16 protein-coding genes are annotated in these 20,488 nt (G+C 70.5%); 5 read left to right on the top strand and 11 right to left on the bottom strand.

Going from position 1 to position 20,488, the window contains the following annotated elements; all coding sequences use genetic code 11:
- Positions 1-60 precede the first annotated feature (60 nt).
- The 3 genes from MKP15_RS16130 to MKP15_RS16140 all read right to left on the bottom strand — a co-directional run bounded on the left by MKP15_RS16130 (position 61) and on the right by MKP15_RS16140 (position 7,435).
- Positions 61-3,033: a diguanylate cyclase gene (locus MKP15_RS16130; RefSeq protein WP_240213413.1), complete on the bottom strand. Its 2,973-nt coding sequence runs from the start codon at positions 3,031-3,033 to the stop codon at positions 61-63.
- 115 nt (positions 3,034-3,148) lie between these two features.
- Complete coding sequence (locus MKP15_RS16135) at positions 3,149-6,310, bottom strand: efflux RND transporter permease subunit (RefSeq protein ID WP_104938100.1); 3,162 nt, start codon at positions 6,308-6,310, stop codon at positions 3,149-3,151.
- A gap of 3 nt (positions 6,311-6,313) precedes the next feature.
- On the bottom strand, positions 6,314-7,435 hold the full coding sequence (locus MKP15_RS16140; protein ID WP_240213414.1) for an efflux RND transporter periplasmic adaptor subunit: 1,122 nt from the start codon (positions 7,433-7,435) through the stop codon (positions 6,314-6,316).
- Positions 7,436-7,549: 114 nt separating this feature from the next.
- Between MKP15_RS16140 and MKP15_RS16145 the strand changes: the two genes are divergently transcribed.
- The 3 genes from MKP15_RS16145 to MKP15_RS16155 all read left to right on the top strand — a co-directional run bounded on the left by MKP15_RS16145 (position 7,550) and on the right by MKP15_RS16155 (position 10,376).
- Positions 7,550-8,215, top strand: coding sequence for a TetR/AcrR family transcriptional regulator (locus MKP15_RS16145; RefSeq protein WP_104938099.1), 666 nt, complete (start codon positions 7,550-7,552; stop codon positions 8,213-8,215).
- A 130-nt stretch (positions 8,216-8,345) separates the two neighbouring features.
- Positions 8,346-8,993, top strand: coding sequence for a protein-L-isoaspartate O-methyltransferase (locus MKP15_RS16150; RefSeq protein WP_161613260.1), 648 nt, complete (start codon positions 8,346-8,348; stop codon positions 8,991-8,993).
- Between the two features lie 24 nt (positions 8,994-9,017).
- The gene (locus MKP15_RS16155; RefSeq protein ID WP_161613259.1) at positions 9,018-10,376 is read left to right on the top strand and encodes a TolC family outer membrane protein; all 1,359 of its coding nucleotides are present in this window, start codon (positions 9,018-9,020) and stop codon (positions 10,374-10,376) included.
- Between the two features lie 108 nt (positions 10,377-10,484).
- Here the strand turns inward: MKP15_RS16155 and waaA are convergent, their stop codons facing one another.
- The gene (gene waaA / locus MKP15_RS16160; protein ID WP_161613258.1) at positions 10,485-11,780 is read right to left on the bottom strand and encodes a lipid IV(A) 3-deoxy-D-manno-octulosonic acid transferase; all 1,296 of its coding nucleotides are present in this window, start codon (positions 11,778-11,780) and stop codon (positions 10,485-10,487) included.
- A gap of 121 nt (positions 11,781-11,901) precedes the next feature.
- Here waaA and MKP15_RS16165 point away from each other — a divergent pair, with 121 nt between their 5' ends.
- Positions 11,902-12,828: an LpxL/LpxP family Kdo(2)-lipid IV(A) lauroyl/palmitoleoyl acyltransferase gene (locus MKP15_RS16165; RefSeq protein ID WP_240213415.1), complete on the top strand. Its 927-nt coding sequence runs from the start codon at positions 11,902-11,904 to the stop codon at positions 12,826-12,828.
- Here the strand turns inward: MKP15_RS16165 and MKP15_RS16170 are convergent.
- The 6 genes from MKP15_RS16170 to MKP15_RS16190 all read right to left on the bottom strand — a co-directional run bounded on the left by MKP15_RS16170 (position 12,813) and on the right by MKP15_RS16190 (position 17,232).
- Complete coding sequence (locus tag MKP15_RS16170; protein WP_240213416.1) at positions 12,813-14,159, bottom strand: O-antigen ligase family protein; 1,347 nt, start codon at positions 14,157-14,159, stop codon at positions 12,813-12,815. The two genes, MKP15_RS16165 and MKP15_RS16170, sit on opposite strands and share 16 nt — an antisense overlap.
- Positions 14,140-15,252 (bottom strand): glycosyltransferase, encoded by a 1,113-nt coding sequence (locus MKP15_RS16175; RefSeq protein ID WP_240213417.1) that lies wholly within the window; start codon positions 15,250-15,252, stop codon positions 14,140-14,142. Before MKP15_RS16175 ends, MKP15_RS16170 begins: the two co-directional genes overlap by 20 nt.
- 8 nt (positions 15,253-15,260) lie before the next feature.
- Positions 15,261-15,458 (bottom strand): zinc-finger domain-containing protein, encoded by a 198-nt coding sequence (locus MKP15_RS16180; protein ID WP_054663138.1) that lies wholly within the window; start codon positions 15,456-15,458, stop codon positions 15,261-15,263.
- A gap of 318 nt (positions 15,459-15,776) precedes the next feature.
- Positions 15,777-15,911: a hypothetical protein gene (locus MKP15_RS17020; protein ID WP_272953907.1), complete on the bottom strand. Its 135-nt coding sequence runs from the start codon at positions 15,909-15,911 to the stop codon at positions 15,777-15,779.
- A gap of 156 nt (positions 15,912-16,067) precedes the next feature.
- Entirely contained in the window at positions 16,068-16,709 is a 642-nt protein-coding gene (locus MKP15_RS16185; protein ID WP_240213418.1) for an acyl-homoserine-lactone synthase, read from the bottom strand.
- A 151-nt stretch (positions 16,710-16,860) separates the two neighbouring features.
- Complete coding sequence (locus MKP15_RS16190; RefSeq protein WP_240213419.1) at positions 16,861-17,232, bottom strand: DUF4902 domain-containing protein; 372 nt, start codon at positions 17,230-17,232, stop codon at positions 16,861-16,863.
- A 145-nt stretch (positions 17,233-17,377) separates the two neighbouring features.
- Here MKP15_RS16190 and MKP15_RS16195 point away from each other — a divergent pair, with 145 nt between their 5' ends.
- Entirely contained in the window at positions 17,378-18,097 is a 720-nt protein-coding gene (locus MKP15_RS16195) for an autoinducer binding domain-containing protein (protein ID WP_240213420.1), read from the top strand.
- Positions 18,098-18,192: 95 nt separating this feature from the next.
- On the opposite strand, the gene MKP15_RS16200 is transcribed toward MKP15_RS16195, so the two are convergent.
- Entirely contained in the window at positions 18,193-20,484 is a 2,292-nt protein-coding gene (locus MKP15_RS16200; RefSeq protein WP_240213421.1) for an NADP-dependent malic enzyme, read from the bottom strand.
- Between the last annotated feature and the right edge of the window lie 4 nt (positions 20,485-20,488).

Below are 20,488 nucleotides of genomic sequence, written 5' to 3' on the forward strand. Positions count from 1 at the left end.
GAGAACGCCCGATTGTAGAGCGCGGCGACCGGGGCCGGGTCGCGCCCGGGGCGCGGCCCGCTACGCGGCGCAGACCCGGTTGCGGCCCTCGCGCTTGGCCCGATAGAGCTGGCGGTCGGCCGCCGCCAGCAGCGTGCGCGGCGATTCCTGCCCGGGACGGCACTCGGCCACGCCGATGCTGGCGGTGACCACCAGGCCCGGGTCCACCTCGTCCATGCGCGCGCGGGCCAGGGCCAGACGCAGTGCCTGCAGCCGCTGCAGCGCCTGCTCCAGGGTGAGGCCGCGCAGCACCGCCAGGAATTCCTCGCCACCATGCCGCGACACGAACTGTTCGCCGTCCAGGTGCTGGCGCAGCAGCTCAGCCACTTCGCGCAGCACCCGGTCGCCGCCGTGGTGGCCATGGCGGTCGTTGATCTGCTTGAAATGGTCGATGTCGATCAGTGCCACGCACAGCGGCTCGCCGCGGTCGCCGGCGCGCTCGAGCGCCTGGCGCAGGTGGAACTCGGCCGCACGCCGGTTGGGCAGGCCGGTCAGCACGTCGTGGGTGGCCTGGTGCTCCAGCCGCTGCAGCAGGCGGTCGCGTTCGATCCCGGCCAGCTCCAGCGCGCGGTTCTTGTCGCTCAGTTCCTCGGTGCGCGCGGCGATCACCCGGCTGAGCCGGCGCTGGCTGCGCCGGTAGCTGGCGGTGCGCAGCCAGAACCCCAGCACCACGGCAGCGAGCAGCGCCAGGCCGAGCAGCACCCGCGAGGACGTGCGCTTCCACAGCGGCGGCACCACCTCCAGCGCCATCTGCGCGGTGCCCACCTCGGACTGCCGTGCCCAGTCCCGCGGCAACGCCATGGCCTGCACCTCCAGCCGGTAGCGGCCGGGCGGCAGGTTGGTGTACACGGCCTCGGTATCGCTGCCCGCCTCCACCCACCCGGCATCGAAGCCCCGCAGGCGGTAGCGGTAGCGCATCTTGTCCGGCGCGCGGAAATTGAGCGCGGTATAGGCCACCGCCACCCGGCGCGCGCCCGGCTCCAGCCGCAGCTGCGCCGCCGGGGCCCGGGCGACGCCGTCCACCGATACCGACTCGAATACCACCGGCGACGCCCTGCCGTCGTAGCGGCCCGCGATCCGCGGGTCGATCAGGCCCAGCCCGGCCGAGGTCGGGAACGCCAGCGCGCCGTTGTGGACACGCCAGCCGGCGGGCATGGAGGCGCCGTTGCCCTGGCTGCCGGGCATGCCGTCGCTGTGGTCCAGCACGTGCACGGCCAGCTGCCTGCGGGTGCCGGCGTCGATCTGGTCCAGTTCGGCGCGGGCGACGCGGAACACGCCGATATTGCTGGGCAACCACAGGTTGCCGGCCTGGTCGTCGATGATCCGGAACAGCTTGTCGCGCGGCAGTCCGTGGCGATGATCGTAGACCCGGAAGCTGCCGTTGCGCATGCGCAGCAGGCCGCGGTCGCTGGCGATCCACAGGTCGCCATCCGGGTCACGCAGGAAATCGAACACATACTGCGCGGGGATGTCGCCCTCGGCGCTCCAGGTGCGCAGCACGTCGTCGGGCCCCAGCGCGGCCATGCCGCCGGTGGTGCCGATCCACAGCGTGCCGTCCGGGTCGCGGTACAGCGCCTGCACCGTGGCCCCGGGCTGGTCCCTGCTGTCCAGGCGCAGTTGCAGGCGTCCATCGCGGTAATGGCTCAGGCCGTGGGTACCGCCGATCCACAGGCCGCCGTCAGGGTCGGCCAGCAGCGCGCGCACGATCGGCTCGCGCTGCCCGCCGACGCGGATCCGCTGCTTCACCCTGCCCTGCGCATCCAGCCCGAACACCCCCTGGTCGTAGGTCCCCGCCCACAGCGTGTCGTCACGCCAGGCCAGCGCCAGCACCGACGGGTCGCGGCCGTTTCCGGCGGCCAACCGCACCGGGTGCATGCGCCGCTGGTACCAGCGGTCCAGACCCTCGGCGTGGCCGATCCACAGCGCGCGGTCCCCGCTCTGCAGCACCACGCGCACGTAATCGCTGCGCAGGCCATCGGCGCGGGTGAAGCCGACCGCCGCCACTTCCGCCACGCGATGCAGGCCATGGGTGCTGCCACTCCATACCAGGCCCTCGCGGTCGGCGAGCAGCGCCGCGCTGACCGGGCCGGGGGTGGGCAGCCGCTCGTCGCCGTCGCCGGCATGCCGCAGCAGCTCGCCGCTGCTGCTGGACAGGCTCATCCAGATCGCCCCGAGCCGGTCGCGCAGAACCGCGTCCACCCGCCGGCCGGGCTGCAGGTGGGTGACCTTGCCGGCGCCATCGCGCCAGTACACGCCATTGTCGGTGGCCAGCAGCCAACCGCCGGCGCCGTCGCCGGCAATGCCACGCACGGCATGGGTACCCGCCCAGTCCGCCCAGGGCATGGCGCGCCCGTCCTGCAGCCGATAGGCGCCGGCATCGGTGGCGACCAGCACCGCGCCGTCACCGCCATCGACCAGTGCATTGACCCGCACGCCGGGCAGGCCGGCTGCGGCGCCGGCGGCATGGATCCGGCCATGGGTGTCCATCCGCAGCAGGCGGTTGGCCGAGGCGATCCACAGGTCGCCGCCGGCGTCGCGCAGCAGCGCGGTCACCGGCAGGCGGCGCGCGCCGGGCTCGCCCAGGTGCTGCCAGCGCCCGCGGTGGTAGCGGAACACGCCATCGGCGGCGGTCCCGAACAGCACCCCGCCATCGGCCTCGGCAAGGATGCAGAACACGCCCGACAGCTCCGCGCCCGGGGTGTTCTGGCGGTCGAACACGGTGAAGTGGCGCCCGTTGAAGCGGACCACGCCCTCCCAGGTTCCGGCCCAGATGAAACCGTCGCGGTCCTGCGCCAGCGCATGCACCAGGTTGTGCGGCAGTCCGTCGGCCATGGTCCAGTCGCTGACCATGTAATGGCGGCCGTCCGCCGCCCGCGCCGCCGGCAGCCATGCCAGGCAGGCAAGTACCAGGACCGCGTACCAGCACCAGGACGGCGGCCATGCGCTGCGCTCGCGGGAACCGGTGCCCCGGGCGATGTCGATACTACGGGCCAACGGAACCGCCCCCCTTCGCGGTCTGGCGCGGCCGGCCACCCAGGCCCGCCGCGCCAGACCAATCTACCACCGCCGGGGCGCGGCCATCCGCCGGCAGCGCCGGCGGCTGACCGGTTCAGCTTGCCGCTTCGTCCGGCCGCACCCGGAACCAGGCCGCGTACAGCGCCGGCAGGAACACCAGGGTCAGTACCGTGCCGACGATCAGCCCGCCCATGATCGAGATCGCCATGGAGCCGTAGAAGGCGCTGCGCGACAGCGGGATCATCGCCAGCACCGCGGCCAGCGCGGTCAGCACGATCGGCCGGAAGCGGCGCACGGTGGCATCGATGATGGCGTGCCAGCGGTCATGCCCGGCGTCGATGTCCTGCTGGATCTGGTCCACCAGGATCACCGAGTTGCGCATGATCATGCCCGCCAGGGCGATGGTGCCCAGCAGCGCGACGAAGCCGAACGGCACCCGGAAGATCAGCAGGAACAGGGTCGCGCCGATGATGCCCAGCGGTGCGGTGACCAGCACCATCGCCGCACGCGAGAAGCTGCGCAGCTGCAGCATCAGCAGGGTCACCACCACGATCAGGAACAGCGGCATGCCGGCCTTGATCGAGTTCTGCCCGCGCGCCGAATCCTCCACCGTGCCGCCGACTTCCAGCAGGTAGCCGTCAGGCAGGGCGGCGCGGATGCCGTCCAGGGTCGGCAGGATCTGCCCGGTGACCTCCGGCGGCAGCAGGCCGTCGGCGATGTCGGCACGCACGGTGACCGTGGGCAGGCGGTTGCGGTGCCAGATGATGCCGTCCTCGAACACGTACTCGAGCCGGGCCACCTGCGCCAGAGGTACCGCGGTGCCGCTGGGCGTGGGAATGGCCAGGCTGGCGAGCATGTCCAGCCGCGCGCGCTCGTCGTCCGGGCCGCGCAGCAGCATGCCGATCTGGCGGTTGCCCTCGCGGTACGTGCTCACCTGCATGCCCGACAGCGAGCTGCTCAGGAAGTGCGCGATCTGCGCGCTGCTCACCCCCAGCGCGCGCGCGCGCTCCTGGTCCACCACCAGCCGCACCACCTTGCTCGGCTCGGACCAGTTGAGGTTGACGTTGGCCACGTGCGGGTTCTGCCGCACCTTGGCGGCGACCTCGCGGGCGATGGCCTGCACCCGGTCGATGTGCTCGCCGGACACGCGGAACTGCACCGGGTAGCCCACCGGCGGCCCGTTCTCCAGCCGGGTCACGCGCAGCTGCACGTCGGTGAAGCGCGGCACCACCTCCTTCAGCAGCCAGTCGCGCACCGCTTCGCGGGCGTGGATGTCCTGCGCCAGCACCACGAACTGGGCGAAATTGGTCGCCGGCAGCTGCTGGTCCAGCGGCAGGTAGAAACGCGGCGAACCGCTGCCCACGTAACCGACGTAGTTGGCGATGTCCTGGCGCTGCTTGAGCAGCGCCTCCAGCTTGTGCGCCTGCGCCTGGGTGGCGGCCAGCGACGCGCCTTCGGCCAGCTCGATGTCCACCATCAGCTCCGGCCGGGTCGAGTCCGGGAAGAACTGCTGCGGCACGAAGCGGAACATGGCCAGCGAGAACACGAACAGGCCGATGGTGGCGAAGATCACCAGCCAGCGGCGGCGCAGGCAGGCATCGAGGAAACGCCGGAAGCGCTGGTAGAACGCGCTCTTGTAGGGGTCGTGGTCGTGTTCCAGCTGCCGCGGCCGGATCAGGTTGGCCAGTGCCGGGTTGCGGTCGGCCCAGCGCAGCCGCAGCGCATGCCAGCGGCCGGCCAGGCTGCCCGGCCGTGGCGGCTGCGGGTTGTGCAGGTCCGGCAGCATCTTGTCGCCCAGGTACGGGATGAACAGCACCGCGGCGATCCACGACACCACCAGGGCGATGGTCACCACCTGGAACAGCGAGCGGGTGTACTCGCCGGTGCTGGAGGCGGCGGTGGCGATGGGCAGGAAGCCGGCGGCGGTGATCAGCGTGCCGGTCAGCATCGGGAACGCGGTCGACTCCCAGGCGAAGCTGGCCGCGCGCAGGCGGTCGTAGCCCTGTTCCATCTTGGTGGCCATCATCTCCACCGCGATGATCGCATCGTCCACCAGCAGGCCCAGCGCCAGCACCAGCGCGCCCAGCGAGATCTTGTGCAGGCCGATGTCGAACTGGTGCATGACGAAGAAGGTCATCGCCAGCACCAGCGGGATCGACACCGCCACCACCAGCCCGGTGCGCCAGCCCAGCGAGAAGAAGCTCACCAGCAGCACGATCACCACCGCCTCGGTCAGCACCTTGACGAACTCGCCCACCGAATCCTCGACCGCGTGCGGCTGGTCGGAGACCTTGCGCAGCTCCATGCCCGCCGGCAGCGTCTTCTGCAGCCGCGCGAACGCGTCGTCCAGGGTCTTGCCGAGCTTGAGGATGTCGCCGCCGTCCTTCATCGCCACCGCGATGCCGATGGCGTCCTCGCCCATGAAGCGCATCTTCGGCGAGGCCGGGTCGGCGAAGCCGCGCTTGACCTGGGCGATGTCGCCCAGGCGCACGGTGCGGTCGCCGGCGCGGATCGGGAACGCGGCGATGTCCTCGACCGACTGGAACTGGCCGGTGACGCGCAGCTGCACGCGGTCGCTGCCGGTCTCGAACCAGCTGGCCGGGGTCACCGCGTTCTGGTCGGCCAGCGCCTGCTGTACCTGCTGCAGCGACACGCCCAGCGTGGCCAGCTTGGTGTTGGACAGTTCGATCCACACCTTTTCGTCCTGCAGGCCGAGCAGGTCGACCTTGCCGACGTCGGCCACGCGCTGCAGCTCCAGCTGGATGCGGTCGGCGTAGTCGCGCATCAGCGCGTAGTCGAAGCCCTTGCCGGTCAGTGCGTAGATATTGCCGAAGGTGTCGCCGAACTCATCGTTGAAGAACGGCCCGACCACCTCGGCCGGCAGCTGCGAACGGATGTCGCCGACCTTCTTGCGCACCTGGTAGAACAGTTCCGGCACATCCTTGGAGCGCATCGAATCGCGCGCCATGAAGATCACCTGCGATTCGCCCGGCCGCGAGTACGACTGGATGAACTCGAACTGCCCGGTGTTCATCAGCGCCTTCTCGATCGGCTCGGTCACCTGCCGCGAGACCTGCTCGGCGGTGGCGCCCGGCCACGCGGTCTGCACCACCATGGCCTTGAACGTGAACGGCGGATCCTCGGACTGGCCGAGGTGCTTGTAGGACCAGGCGCCGATGACCGCCAGCGCGATCATCATGAACAGCACCAGCGCGCGGTTGCCCAGGGCCCACTCGGAAAGATTGAAGCGGCGCACGCCTCAGTCCTCCCGCTTGGCGGACGCGGGCGCGGCGAGTACCGGCTTGTTGGCCCGGTCCACCGCGGTCACCGGCTGGCCCTCGCGCAGCAGGTGGCCGCCCGCGGCGACCACCCAGTCTTCGCGCTTCAGGCCCGCCAGCACCGGCACGCGCTCCGCGCCGTAGGCGCCCAGCGTCACCGGCCGCAGCTGCAGCGTGCCCTTGGCCGGGTCCACCACCCACACACCGGCCTGCTGCTGCGTCTTGCCCGGCTGCACCGCGGCCAGCGGCACGCTCAACGCGCCGCCCTTGGCGTGGGCCACGTAGACGCGCGCGCTCTGCCCCAGTTCCACCGCATCCAGCGCTTCGGCCGCCAGGCTCACGCGCGTGGCATAGGTGCGCGCCTGGGCATCGGCGGCCGGGGCGATCTCGCGGATGGTGCCGGGCCAGCGCTTGCCGGGACGGTTCCACAGTTCCACTTCCACCGCCTGGCCCACCGCGAAATCGCGGATCCCGCTCTCCGGCAGGGCGATGGCGATCTCGCGGGCGCCGTCGGCGGCCAGCGTATAAATGGCCTGGCCGGCGGCGACCACCTGCCCGGCCTCGGCCTGGCGGCTGGCGATCACGCCATCGGCGGGGGCGCGCAGCTGCGCGTAGGCCGCCTGGTTGCGGGCCACGTCCAGGTTGGAACGGGCCGCATCGGCCTGGCCCTGCGCCGCCTTCAGCGCGGCGGTCTGCGCATCCAGCGCCGAGCGGCTGACCAGCTGCTGCGCGGCCAGCGCGGCATAGCGCTTGTGCTCGTCGCGCGCGCGCACCAGATCGGCCTCGGCGGCGGCGTACTGCGCCTGCGCCGCCCGCGCCTGCAGCGCGTAGTCGGCCACGTCCAGTTCGGCCAGCAGCTGGCCCTCGCGCACCCGCTGGCCAGCATCGACCTCGCGCCGCAGCAGGTTGCCGCCCACCCGGAACGACAGCACGGTTTCCTCGCGCGCCCGCACTTCGCCGGGGTACGCGCTGATGGCCTGGCCGCCGTCCTGGGGGTGGACGACCAGAACCGGTACGGCAGGTGCGGGAGCAGGTTCGGATTTACCGCAGGCAGCCAGCACGGCCACCAGCAGGGAACCGCCAATCCATCGGGCAATGTTCATGGGTGAGGATCGCAGGTGAGGAAGGGGATGAGGGGGGAAGGTTGGCGGTTCAGCGTCATTACTGAACGAGCCGGTATAGTATAAATATCGAACCAGCTGGTCTAGTATTGTCGAATGTCCGCGCATCATCCTTCCCCACCCACCGGCAAGCCGACTCCGCGCGGCGCCGGTCCCGGCCGCCCCAAGGACCTGGGCAAGCGTGCCGCGATCCTGGAAACGGCCAAGGAAATGTTCATCGAACTGGGTTTCAACGGCGTGAGCATGGACGGCATCGCCGCCGGCGCCGGCGTTTCCAAACTCACCGTCTACAGCCATTTCGGCGACAAGGAGACGCTGTTTTTCGAGGCGATCCAGGCCAAGTGCGTGGAAATGATGCCCGACGACCTGTTCGTGACCGACAGCGAAGGCCCGCTGCGCGAACAGCTGCGCGGCATCGGCCACGCCTTCTTCGCCCTGATCAGCAGTGACGAGGCCATCGCCACCCAGCGCATGATGATGACCCCGGAAACCGACGACCGGATCCGCGAGATGTTCTGGCAGGCCGGCCCCAAGCGCACCGAAAGCGCGCTGGCCGAGTTCCTGGAGGCCCGCGCGGCCCGTGGCGAGCTGGCGATCGACGACCCGCGCCTGGCCGCGCGCCAGTTCTTCTGCCTGATCAAGGGCGAGCTGCACGCGCACATGATGTGCGGGCTGTGCGCGGCCCCGGAGCAGCCCGACGCCGAGGCCCACATCGCCACCACGGTCGACTTCTTCATCCGCGCCTATGCGCCCCGCCCTTAACCTGAACGAACCGGAGGTCGTGGTGACTTCCGGCACTGCGGACCTGCCGCGGGCACGGCGATGCTTGCCCCGCACTGCCCGCGCCAACCGGTAAAATGGCCGGCCCACTGCGCCGGATTGACGAGACACCATGACGATCGATTACTCCCACGCCCGCGAACTGATGGTCGAACAGCAGGTACGTCCCTGGGACGTGCTGGACCTGCGCGTGCTGGACGTCCTGGCGCGGCTGCCGCGCGAGGCCTTCGTGGCCGAATCGCACAAGGCGCTGGCCTATGCCGACATCGAGCTGCCGCTGGGCCATGGCCAGAAGATGATGAAGCCGGTGGTCGAAGGCCGCATGCTGCAGGCGCTGGACCTGCAGCCGGGCGACGAGGTGCTGGAGATCGGCACCGGCAGCGGCTTCATCAGCGCCTGCCTGGGCGAACTGGCCCGCGAAGTGCTGAGCCTGGAGATCCAGCCGGAACTGGCCGAGCGCGCGCGCGCCAGCCTGGACGCGGCCAAGCTCGGCTCCAACGTGCGCATCGAAGTCGCCGATGCGCTGCACTGGCAGACCCAGCGCCACTTCGACGCCATCTGCATCACCGGCGCGGTGGACACCGTGCCGGCGCACATCCTCAAGTGGCTGCGCCCCGGCGGCCGCCTGTTCGTGATCCAGGGCCGCTCGCCGGTGATGGAAGCGGTGCTGGTGAAGGCCGACGGCAGCGTGCAGTCCCTGTTCGAAACCGACATCGATTATCTGCAGGGCGCCGCCCCGGCCCCGCAGTTCCAACTCTGATCCGCTACATCCAAGGAAGCCGCAATGATCCGCCGATCCCTCGCCCTTGCGCTGGCTGTCGCCCTCTCGCCGCTGGCGGCCAACGCCGCCGACCTGCTGCAGGTCTACGAAATGGCCCGCAACGGCGATCCGCAGCTGGCCTCCGCAGAGTCCAGCCGGCTGTACACCAAGGAAGGCCAGGTGCAGGCCCGCGCGGCCCTGCTGCCCTCGCTGGGCGGCTCGGCATCGCTGAACCGCACCCGCACCTCGCTGGACGGGGTGAGCGGCTCGACCACCGCCACCTCGCGCAAGTACGGCATCAGCGGTGAGCAGACCCTGTTCAACTGGACCCAGTTCGCCAACCTGCGCGCGCAGCGCGAAATCAGCAAGGCCGCCGACTTCGACCTGGAATCGGCGAACGACGACCTGATCGTGCGCACCGCCACCACCTACTTCAACGTGCTGGTGGCGATCGAATCGCTCAGCGCCGCGCAGACCAACGAGGCGGCCGCCAAGAAGCAGTTCGACTATGCCGACAAGCGCCTGGAAGTCGGCCTGGCCCCGATCACCGACGTGCACGAAGCGCGCGCCCAGTACGACCAGGCGCGCGCCAATACCATTCTCGCCCGCAACACCCTGGCCGATGCCTACCAGGCGCTGAGCGAACTGACCGGGCAGCCGGTGCAGGGCCTGCGCAGCCTGCCGGAGGACTTCCGCCCGGCGCTGCCGGCCAACCGTGGCGACGTCGACAAGCTGGTGGCCGATGCGATCGCGCAGAACCCGGCGCTGAAGGCGCAGGAGCTGAAGGTCAACGCCGCCGTGGCCAGCGTCTCGGCCGCCCGCGGCGGGCACTACCCGACCCTGTCGCTGGGCGGCACCTGGGGCAAGAGCGCCAGTTGGGGCGACAGCGTCGGCGGTTCCTCGTTCGGCCCGGACGCGACCACCAACTCGATCGGCCTGACCCTGAACGTGCCGATCTTCTCCGGTGGCGCCACCCAGTCCTACGTGCGCCAGGCCCTGGCCCAGCGCGACATCGCCCAGGATGGCTACGAGCAGCAGAAGCGCGCGCTGGACCGCAACACCCGCAATGCCTACCAGGCCGTGGTGGCCGGCATCAGCGAGGTCGAGGCACGGCGCCTGGCCGTGGTGTCGGCGCAGAGCGCGTACGACGCCTCGCAGGTGGGGCTGGAAGTCGGTACCCGCACCGTGCTGGACGTGGTGCAGAACCAGCGCACCCTGTTCCAGGCCAAGCTGGACTATGCGCAGGCCCGCTACACCTTCCTGCTCAGCCGGCTGCAGCTCAGCCAGGCCATCGGCGCGCTGGACGTGGCCGAGGTGCAGGACATCAACCGCCTGCTGACCCAGGATGCCGAGGCGCAGCTGGCGCCGGGCAGCATGCAGTAAGCCCCGCCGCTGCACTGGCATGGATGCGCGAAAGGCGGGGTCCGGCCCGCCTTTCGCGTTCCTGCAGGGGCCACCGCCCGTAGCGGTGCCCGGGGTTCTGCCGGCGCCCTACTCCGGTGCCGGCAGCCGCGGCCCGATCAGTTCCAGGGTCCGCTCCAGCGCGCCGCGGCCATTGGCCACCAGCGCCGCGCCGGCCTGCACCATCTGCTGGCGCGCCGCCGCGTCGCCCAGCAGGCGCAGCAGTTCGTCGCCGAGCTGGGCGGCATCGTCGCGGATGCTCAGCGCCCCGGCTTCGCTCATGCGCCGCGAGATCTCCGCGAAGTTGTGCAGGTGCGGGCCGGTGATCACCGCCGTGCCCATCGCCGCCGGCTCCAGCAGATTGTGCCCGCCGATCGCCTGCAGGCTGCCCCCGACGAAAGCCACCTGCGCGCAGGCGAAGAACGGCATCAGTTCGCCCAGCGTGTTGAGCACGAACACCTGGGTATCGGCCGCGGGCCACTGCTCGACGCTGCGCGTGGCCACGCGCCAGCCCTGGCCGCGCGCCAACGCCTCGACCCTGGCGAACCGCTCCGGATGCCGTGGCGCCCACAACAGCAGCGCATCGGGATAGCGCTCCAGCACCCGCGCGTGCAGGTCCATGACCGGCTGCTCCTCGCCCTCGTGGGTACTGGCGGCGATCCAGGTCACGCGTCCTGCCGGCACATGCGCGTGGAACGCGGCCAGCAGCGGCGCCGGATCCGGCGGATGGATGTCGAACTTCAGGTTGCCCAGCGCGCAGACCTGCTCCTGGCGGGCACCGAGCACGACGAAACGGCGCGCGTCCTCGCGCGACTGCGCGGCCACGCAGGTCACCGTGCGCAGCGCGCGCCCGACCAGCGGCCGCAGCAGCCGGTAGCCCTTCAACGAGCGTGCCGACAGCCGCGCGTTGAGGATGTAGACCGGGATCCGGCGATCGCGGCAGCCGAACAGCAGGTTCGGCCACAGCTCGGTTTCCAGGATCAGCGCCAGGCTCGGGCGGAAATGATCGAGGAACCGGCCGGCGCTGCCGGGCACGTCATAGGGCAGGTAGACGTGGTCCACCGCGTCGCCCCACAACGCGCGTACCCGCTGCGAGCCGGTCGGGGTGATGGTGGTGATGACCCAGCGGATGTCCGGGCGCTGCCGGCGCAGCGCGTCCACCACCGGCGCGGCGGCGTTGACCTCGCCCACCGAGACCGCGTGCAGCCAGACACAGGGCCGGCGGCCGCTCTGCGGATACGACGCATAGCGTTCGTCCCAGCGCTTGAAGTACTCGCGCACGCGGAAGCCACGCCATACCAGGTGGTAGACGGTGATGGGCAGCAGCAGGTACAGCAAGGCCGAGTACAGGCCCCGCAGCAACAGTTCGACGGGATCCTTGCGCATGCGGCGAGGATACCTAGGAGCGGGGAATTAGTGGATGGAAACGCGTGGAAACCAGCCTGCGCCGCTGTTGCTTTCACCGGTTCCGGGTTCCCATCCACGGGTTCCTCATTAGAATCCCCCCATGTCCGACACCCCCACCTCCGCCACCCGCCCGTCACTGTGGCAGCCGCGCCATTGGCCGACGTTCGCCTGGCTGGCGCTGGCCATGCTGGGCGCACGCCTGCCCTGGCTGCTGCAGCGGGCGATCGGCCGCGGCATCGGCTGGCTGGCGCTGCACCTGGCCGGTACCCGCCGGCATGCCGCCGAAGTGAACATCCGGTTGTGCTTTCCCGAGCAGGACGACGCCTGGCGCCGGCAACTGCTGCGCGACAGCTTCGACGCGCTGGGCGTGGGCATCTTCGAATTCGCCCGCGCCTGGTGGGGCAGCATCGACGCGATCCGCCCGCGGGTGCGGATCGAGGGCCTGGAGCACCTGCAGGCGCTGCGGGCGCAGGGCCGCGGTGTGTTGCTGGTGTCGGGGCATTTCATGACCCTGGAAATGTGCGGGCGCCTGCTGTGCGACCACGTGCCGCTGGCCGGCATGTACCGGCGCTACCGCGACCCGGTGATGGAATGGGCGGTCAAGCATGGGCGCCTTCGCTACGCCAGCGCGATGTTCGCCAACGAGGACATCCGTGCCACCGTGCGCCACCTCAAGAAAGGCGGCCTGCTGTGGTACGCGCCCGACCAGGACATGCGCGGCAAGGAGTCGGTGTTCGTGCCGTTCTTCGGGGTGCCGGCCTCCACCATCACCGCGACCCACCAGTTCGCGCGCATGACCGGCTGTGCCGTGGTGCCCTTCTTCCACCGCCGCGAAGGCGGGCACTACGTGCTGAAGATCGCGCCGCCGCTGGCGGACTTCCCGACCGGCGACGCGGTCGCCGACACGGCGCGCGTCAACGCCGCCATCGAGCAGATGGTGCGCGAAGCGCCGGCCCAGTACCTGTGGATCCACCGCCGCTTCAAGCGCCAGCCGGAAGGACGCAGCCGCTTCTACCAGCGCGACTGATCGCCGCCTACGGCCGCCGGCGGCGGGTACGCGAGCAGCGCGCCTACGAACAACGCGGCCAGCAGCAGGGTCGCGCCCCCCCAGAACGCCGAGTAGAACGCCAGGTGGGTGTTGAACGGGAACACGGTCACCGCCAGCGCCAGCGTCGCCGGACGCGCACGGGCCCGCGCCTCCTCGCCGGCGTAGCGCCACGCGCGCCACGCCATTGCCGCACCGGCCAGCCACAGCAACAGGCCCAGCACGCCGGTTTCGGCCAGTATCTCGAGCACCAGCTGGTGCGCATGCAGCGCCGGGCCCGCCCCCCAGGCAGCGTATTGCCCGTGCGCCGGATCGCACTGCGGGAACGCGTTGCGGAACTCGCGCGCGCCCACCCCGTTGAGCGGATGGGCGCGCACCATGCACAGCGCCGCGGACCAGATCTGGCCGCGCCCGGACAGCGCCGCATCCATTCCGGCGGCATCGCCGGTCAAGGCCAGGGTGGTGCGGGCCACGCGCTCGCGCACCTGGGTGGACAGCCCCGCCAGCAGTGCCGCGCCAAGCACCCCGGACAGCAGCACCAGGGCCATGCCCTTCCTGCCCAGCAGCCGCCAGCCGGAGAACAGCAGCACCAGCGCATAGGTGATCCAGGACGCGCGCGAACCGGCGAGCACGATCACCACCCCGGTCGGCACCGCCACCAGCAGCCAGCCCCAGCGCCCCCAGCGCGCGGCCGCGGCGAACAGCGCGAACGGCGTCAGGCTGGCGAGCACCTGCCCGAACTTGAGGTTGCACGGCCCGAACACGCCGCTGAGCCGGTCCGCCTGCGCCGCTTCCGCCGCGCTGCACAGGCCATGCCCGCTGGCCAGCCATTTCACCTGGTCCATCGACCAGAACAGCGGACTGCTGCCGACCAGCGCCTGCACCAGCGCATCGCCCACCCATAGCGCGACGACCACGCCCAATCCGGTGAACGTGACCCGGCGCCGGGCGTCGGTCGCCACGGCGATGGCCACCAGCCACATGAAAGGCAGGTACCGCAGCCCGGCCGCCACCCGGCCCCAGGCACGGCCGGGATCGTCGGCATCCACCGCCGAGACCAGCTGCGGCAGCCAGTAGGCCAGGAACAGCGTGCATGTCAGCGCCCAGGCCGGAACGCTGAGCAGGGTGCGGCCGTCACCGGTGAAGCGACGCCACAGCAGGGTTCCCACGGTGACCAGCGCGCCCAGCGACAGCAGCGCTTCGGCGATGCCCGGCGCCGGCCACGCCGCAACGCAGGCGATCACCCAGGCCGGGGCCCACCGCATCGGCAACGTCGCGGACGGCACGGAGGATTCAGCCGATGAGTTCGCCATAGACGTCCAGCGTCGCGCGCTGCATGGCCCGCAGGGTGTAGGGGAGGCGCCGCGGCAGCGACGGCGGATGCCGCAGCAGCTCCAGCGCGCGCGCCGCCAGTGCCGTGGCGTCACCCGGCGGCACCGCCCCGCTGGGCTGTAGTTCGGCGAGCAGTTCGCCGACCCCGCCGTGGTCCCAGCCCAGCACCGGGCGGCCCACCGCCAGCGCTTCGAGCACGGTGCGGCCGAATGCCTCGGGCTTGTCCGACAGCTGCAACACCAGGTCGCTGGCCGCATAGGCCTGCGCGATCCGGGGGGTCGGCTCGGTGATGGCGACCGCGTCGGCGATGCCCAGCGCCGCGGCCTGCTGCTCGAGTTCGCGCACGTACGCCTCGCGCCCCGGCTCGCGCGCGCCGGGCATCCACAACCGTGCCGCCAGCCCCTGCCGCCGCAGTGCGGCCAGCAGGTGCAGTGCGTGCGCATGCCCCTTGAGGCGGGTGCCACGGCCCGGCAACAGCAACAGCGGCCCGTCACCGGCCAGCGACGGGTACAGCGCATCCACCGCCTGCCGCGGGCGCCGGTCGGACGCCGCCACCTGCGGGAACTGCGCCGGGTCCACGCCGCGCGGGATCACCCGCAGGCGCTGCGGGTCGGTCGCCGGGTAATGCGCCAGCAGGTAGTCGCCCACGGTGTTGGACACGCAGATCACTCGCTCGCCAGTGGCCATGATGGCGCTGTAGCGGCCCGGCGAGTTGAGCCCGTGCATGGTCGTGACCCAGTGCGGGCGCCGTTCCCGCGGCAGACCGCGCAGCGCATGCCAGCCCAGCCATGCCGGCAGACGCGAGCGCGCGTGCACGATATCGGCACCGGTTTCGGCGAACAGCCGCCGCAGCGCCACCACGTGGCGCAGGGTCAGCAACGACTTGCGGCCGATGTCCAGCGCCAGGTGTTCGGCGCCGCTGTCCAGCAGCGGCGGCACCAGGCGGCCACCGGCCGAGACCACGATGGCGCGGTGCCCTGCCGCCACCAGCGCCTGGGCGACCTCTAGGGTCGAGCGCTCGACGCCGCCGGAGTGCAGCGCCGGCAGCAGCTGCACCACGGTCAGGCGGCGCATGCGGGCGTTCAGTCGACCAGCACGAATACCGCGCCGCAGTACGGGCAGGCGGCTTCGCCGTTGGGCTCGTTCTCGATCGGCAGGTAAACCCGCGGATGCGAGTTCCACAGCGCCATTTCCGGCGTCGGGCAGCTCAACGGCAGGTCGGCACGGTGCACGTTGTAGCGCTTCTCGGCGTTGGCGGGCGCGGCGGCGGTATGGCTCATGGCGTCATTCACACAGGAAAACCGGGACCGGCCAATTCTAGCAGCGCAGGCAAGGCATGGACCTCGCCGGACATGACCAGGTGCCCTGCCCGGCGCCACTGTTTTCGACTGCCGGCCCCGCGCGCCCGTCCGGGGTGATCCGGCAGCCGTCGCGACGGCGGGGAGTCGCCGTGGCCCGCACCGTCGCTCTCACCGCGCTGTCGCCGCGCCGCGGCGCACGGGCCCCGGCCGCGTGCCGCGGCATTGGCCACCGCCCGGGAGTGGACCCTGACCGCGGTGCGGGTGTGGTCCGCCTGGTGCCGTCGACGGACGCCCGGTTCAGGCCAGGATGCCGAGCAATCCCCCGACACCGATGCCGACGACGGCACCGACGAACAGACCGGCCAGGAACTGCATCCGCAACGAATCGGAGACGCCGCGCCTGGCATCGTGCTCCGGAATCTTCTTGAACATGCCCCTTCTCCCGATATGAAAGAACGCGGAGGGGCGCGCCGGACGCGCACGAAGCGGGGCCGCGCCCGCCTGCAACCTCCCTGTTCCCTCCGCATGGCGTTCCACGCCGGCCGGGAGGACGCGCCCATTGTCACGGCTCCCGAAGGCACTCCGGCCTCACGTGGATTTCACCCGAGATGTCCGTTTCCCGTAACTGTCAGAATTGACAGGTCCGGCGCGTTCCCCCGGCGTCCACGGCGGCCGCCCCGCCAGTTCGATCCAGCAGGCGAAGGTCGGGTGGCCTTCGATCATCTGCGGCGGCGCGGCACGGTGGACATGAAAGCCGGTCCGCCGCAGCAACCGCTCCATCGCCAGCGGCGAAACGGTGATCAGCCGCTTGCCGCCGCGGCGTTCCACGTAGTCGGCCGCCAGCTGCAGGATGTCCACCGCCAATGCCGACGGGCGCTGGGGGCAGACGCCGGTACGCGCGCCACGCAGGTCCATCACCGCGAAGCGCGACAGCTCCCACACGTCGTCCGAGCAGGGCGGCGGCTGGCCGTTCATCAGCTGCGGGAACATCTCCCCCAGCAGATACGGACCGGTGGTCGGCAGCAGGCGCGCGTAACCGACGATGTCGAGCTGGTCGTCGCGGACGATCACGTGCACGGTCTCGGGCCGGTCGAAGCGGTCGCGCTCGATACCCGGCGGCGTATCCAGCTGCCAGCCCAGGGTTTCAACGAAGACCCGGTGGCGGTAGCGGCCCAGTGCCTGCGTGAGCAGTGGCGGCAGATCGCCCGCGCTGGCGAGGATGAATTCCATGACCCGCACCCCGGTTGCTGAAGGACGGGGACGAGTCTTGCAATGCAGCAATGGCGTGATAACTGTCAGGATTGACAGGTCGCCAAGGGGGCCAGGCGCGGCCGCGCGGGCGTGCGATACAGCGCATCGGGAGCGTCTGCCGCGCGGTGCGTCAGCGGAATCCGATGGCGTCGAGCACCACCGGCTTCCATTCCAGCGCATCGACCAGTTGCTTCAGGCAGCGCGCGGTATGCTGCGCGCCGATGTCCCGCCCCTGCTCATCGACCAGCATCACGTTGCTGCGCGGCGCGTCCCGGCAGGCGGCGGACAGCGGCCGGGCCAGTGTGTCGATGTGCCAGTCCCAGCCGATCGAGACGGCCGGCACCGAGGTGGTGGCCCATTCGGTGTAGCCGCTGATGTCGGTATGGACCGCGCCCGCGCCGGTACTGTCCGCTTCCGGGTCCAGCCCCGATACCAGGTGAACGAGCCGGATCTGGCCCAGGGCCCGCCGCGATAGGCGGATGTAACCGTCGTCGTCCGTCACTATGATGCGGCCTATGGCAGTGCAGGCGGCGGTACGCCGCGCCGGGCAGTGGGATCCGCCAATCTAGAGGCAGGTCGCGGGCACGGGAAACTGTCAGTGCTGACAGTGGCCTCCGGCCGGGATCACGATTTCATCGAGGGCGGAAATGGAGGCGTGGCGGGAAGACCAACTCAATGCGCTGCTGGCCCCCGGGGGTCAGGACGACCTGTTCGGCACCATCGCCGGAATGGTGCGCGCGCTCGGCTTCGAACACTGTGCCTATGGGGTGCGCGCGCCATTGCCGCTGGCGCAGCCGGAAATCGTGATGCTCAACGATTACCCGGAAGCCTGGCAGAAGCGCTACCAGGACAACGACTACCTGTCGGTCGACCCCACGGTCCGCCGGGGCGCCACCTCGCTGGATCCGTTTGCCTGGACCAATGGCGAGGATCCGTTCGATCCGGCCGCCGGCTTCTGGGAGGACGCACGCCTGCACGACATCACCTGCGGGGTATCGCTGCCGGCCCTGGCCGCCAACAGCGTGCGCGGCATGTTGACCGTGACCCGCGGCGGCGATGGCCTGGATGCGCAGGAACTGCAGGCGCGGTGGCCGCAGCTGCTGTGGCTGGGCCAGGTGGCCCACCACGGCCTGGCGCGGGAAATGCTGGCGCGCTGGCGCGCGACCTCGCGCGAGGCGATGAGCGAGCGCGAGATCGAGATCCTGCGCTGGGTCGCCGAGGGCCACACCAACCGCCAGATCGCCGCCCGCTTCAACATCACCGAGCGCACGGTCAACTTCCATCTCAACAACGCCATGACCAAGCTCGACGTGGGCAACCGCACCGCCGCGGCGGTACGCGCGGTGGTACTGGGCATCATCGCCTGACCCGGCGCCGGCGCTGCCGGTAGCCGCACCCGCTACCACGGATGCGACAAGGCCGGCATGCGCCGGCCTTGTCGTGGATACCTGGGCGACACCGCTCAGGTGCCGCGTTCGGCTTCCATCTGCTTGCGGATCTGCGCATCGACCGCGGCGATGGCGGTCATGTTCAGCACGCGGCGCGAACTGGCGCTGCTGGTGAGGATGTGGACCGGCTTGGAGATACCCATCAGGATCGGGCCGATCGCCACGCCGTCGGTGAACACCCGCACCAGGTTGTAGGCGATGTTGGCCGCCTCCAGGTTGGGCAGCACGAACAGGTTGGCGCGGCCCTTGAGCGTGCTGTTGGGCAGCAGCTTCTCGCGCAGCGCCTCGTCCCATGCGGTGTCGCCCTGCATTTCGCCGTCCACGTTCAACCGCGGATTGCGCTTGAGCAGCTGCTCGCGCACCTGGCGCATCTTCAGCGCGTCCTTGGAATCATGGCTGCCGAAGTTGGAGTGCGACAGCAGCGCCACCTTCGGCTCGATGCCGAACAGCTTCATGCGGTAGGCCGCCTGCAGCGTGGATTCGACGATCTGCTCCACGCTGGGGTCCTCCTGCACGTGGGTATCGACGAAGAAGAACACGCCCTGCGAGTTGATCACCCCGGTCATCGCCGAGGTCGAGCTGACCCGCGGCTCCAGCGGGATCACGCTGCGCACGTAGCCGAGCTTCTTGTGGAAGCGGCCGACCACGCCGCTGAGCATGGCGTCGGCCTCGCCGCGCGCCACCATCACCGCGGCGATCAGGGTCGGGCGCGAGCGCAGCAGGTTCTTGGCCGCGGCCACGGTGACGCCGCGGCGGCCGGTGAGCCCGTGGTAGTACTGCCAGTACTCGTTGAAGCGCGGATCATCGTTGATGTTGGTGATCTCGAAATCCACGCCCGGCTTCATGCGCAGGCCCAGCCGCTCGATGCGCGATTCGATCACGTCCGGGCGGCCGATCAGGATCGGGAAGGCCACGCCCTCGTCGATCACGTTCTGCACCGCGCGCAGCACCACTTCCTCCTCGCCCTCGGCATAGACCACGCGCTGCTTGTCGGCGCGCGCCTGGTCGTAGACCGGCTTCATGAACAGGCTGGTGCGATAGACGAACTGCGCTAGCTTCTGCCGGTAGACGGCCATATCGGCGATCGGCCGCGTGGCCACGCCCGAATCCATCGCCGCCTGCGCCACCGCCGAGGACAGTTCCACCAGCAGGCGGCGGTCGAACGGGCGCGGGATCAGGTAGTCGCGGCCGAAGCTGGGGGTGTCGCCGCCGTAGGCCGCGCCGAGGTCGGACGCCTCCTTGCGCGCCAGCGCGGCGATGGCACGCACGCAGGCGACCTTCATTTCCTCGTTGATGCCGGTGGCGCCGACGTCGAGCGCGCCGCGGAACAGGTACGGGAAGCACAGCGCGTTGTTGACCTGGTTCGGGTAGTCCGAACGGCCGGTGCCGATGATGGCGTCCGGGCGCGCCGCACGCGCCACTTCCGGCATGATCTCCGGGGTCGGGTTGGCCAGCGCGAAGATCACCGGGTCCGGCGCCATGGTCTTGACCATCTCGGCGGTGAGGATGCCCGGGGCCGACAGGCCCAGGAAGATGTCCGCGCCCTCGACGATCTCGGCCAGGGTGCGCTTGTCGGTGTCGCGCGCATAGCGCGCCTTCTCCGGGTCCAGCCCTTCGCGCCCGGCGTAGATCACGCCGTCGCGGTCGAAGGCCAGCACGTTTTCCGGCTTGACGCCCAGCTCCACCAGCATGTTCACGCAGGAAATGCCGGCCGCGCCCATGCCGGTGGTGGCGACCTTGACCTCGCCGATCTTCTTGCCGGTGATGTCCAGCGCGTTGAGGATGGCCGCGCCGACGATGATCGCGGTGCCGTGCTGGTCGTCATGGAACACCGGGATGTTCATGCGCTCGCGCAGCTTGCGCTCGACCACGAAGCACTCCGGCGCCTTGATGTCCTCCAGGTTGATGCCACCGAAGGTCGGTTCCAGCGAGGCGATGATGTCGACCAGCTTGTCCGGGTCGTTCTCGTCGACCTCGATGTCGAACACGTCGATGCCGGCGAACTTCTGGAACAGCACGCCCTTGCCTTCCATCACCGGCTTGCCGGCCAGCGGGCCGATGTTGCCCAGGCCCAGCACGGCGGTGCCGTTGGAGATCACCGCGACCAGGTTGCCGCGCGCGGTCAGCTCGCTGGCCGCGGCCGGGTCGGCGACGATCGCTTCGCAGGCATAGGCCACGCCCGGCGAGTACGCCAGCGACAGGTCGCGCTGGGTGAGCATCGGCTTGGTGGCGGCGACCCGGATCTTCCCCGGCGGCGACATGCGGTGGTAGTCGAGGGCGGCCTGCTTGAAATCTTCTTTGGACATCGAC

The organism is Stenotrophomonas sp. Y6, from assembly GCF_022436665.1.
Taxonomy (GTDB): domain Bacteria; phylum Pseudomonadota; class Gammaproteobacteria; order Xanthomonadales; family Xanthomonadaceae; genus Stenotrophomonas; species Stenotrophomonas acidaminiphila_A.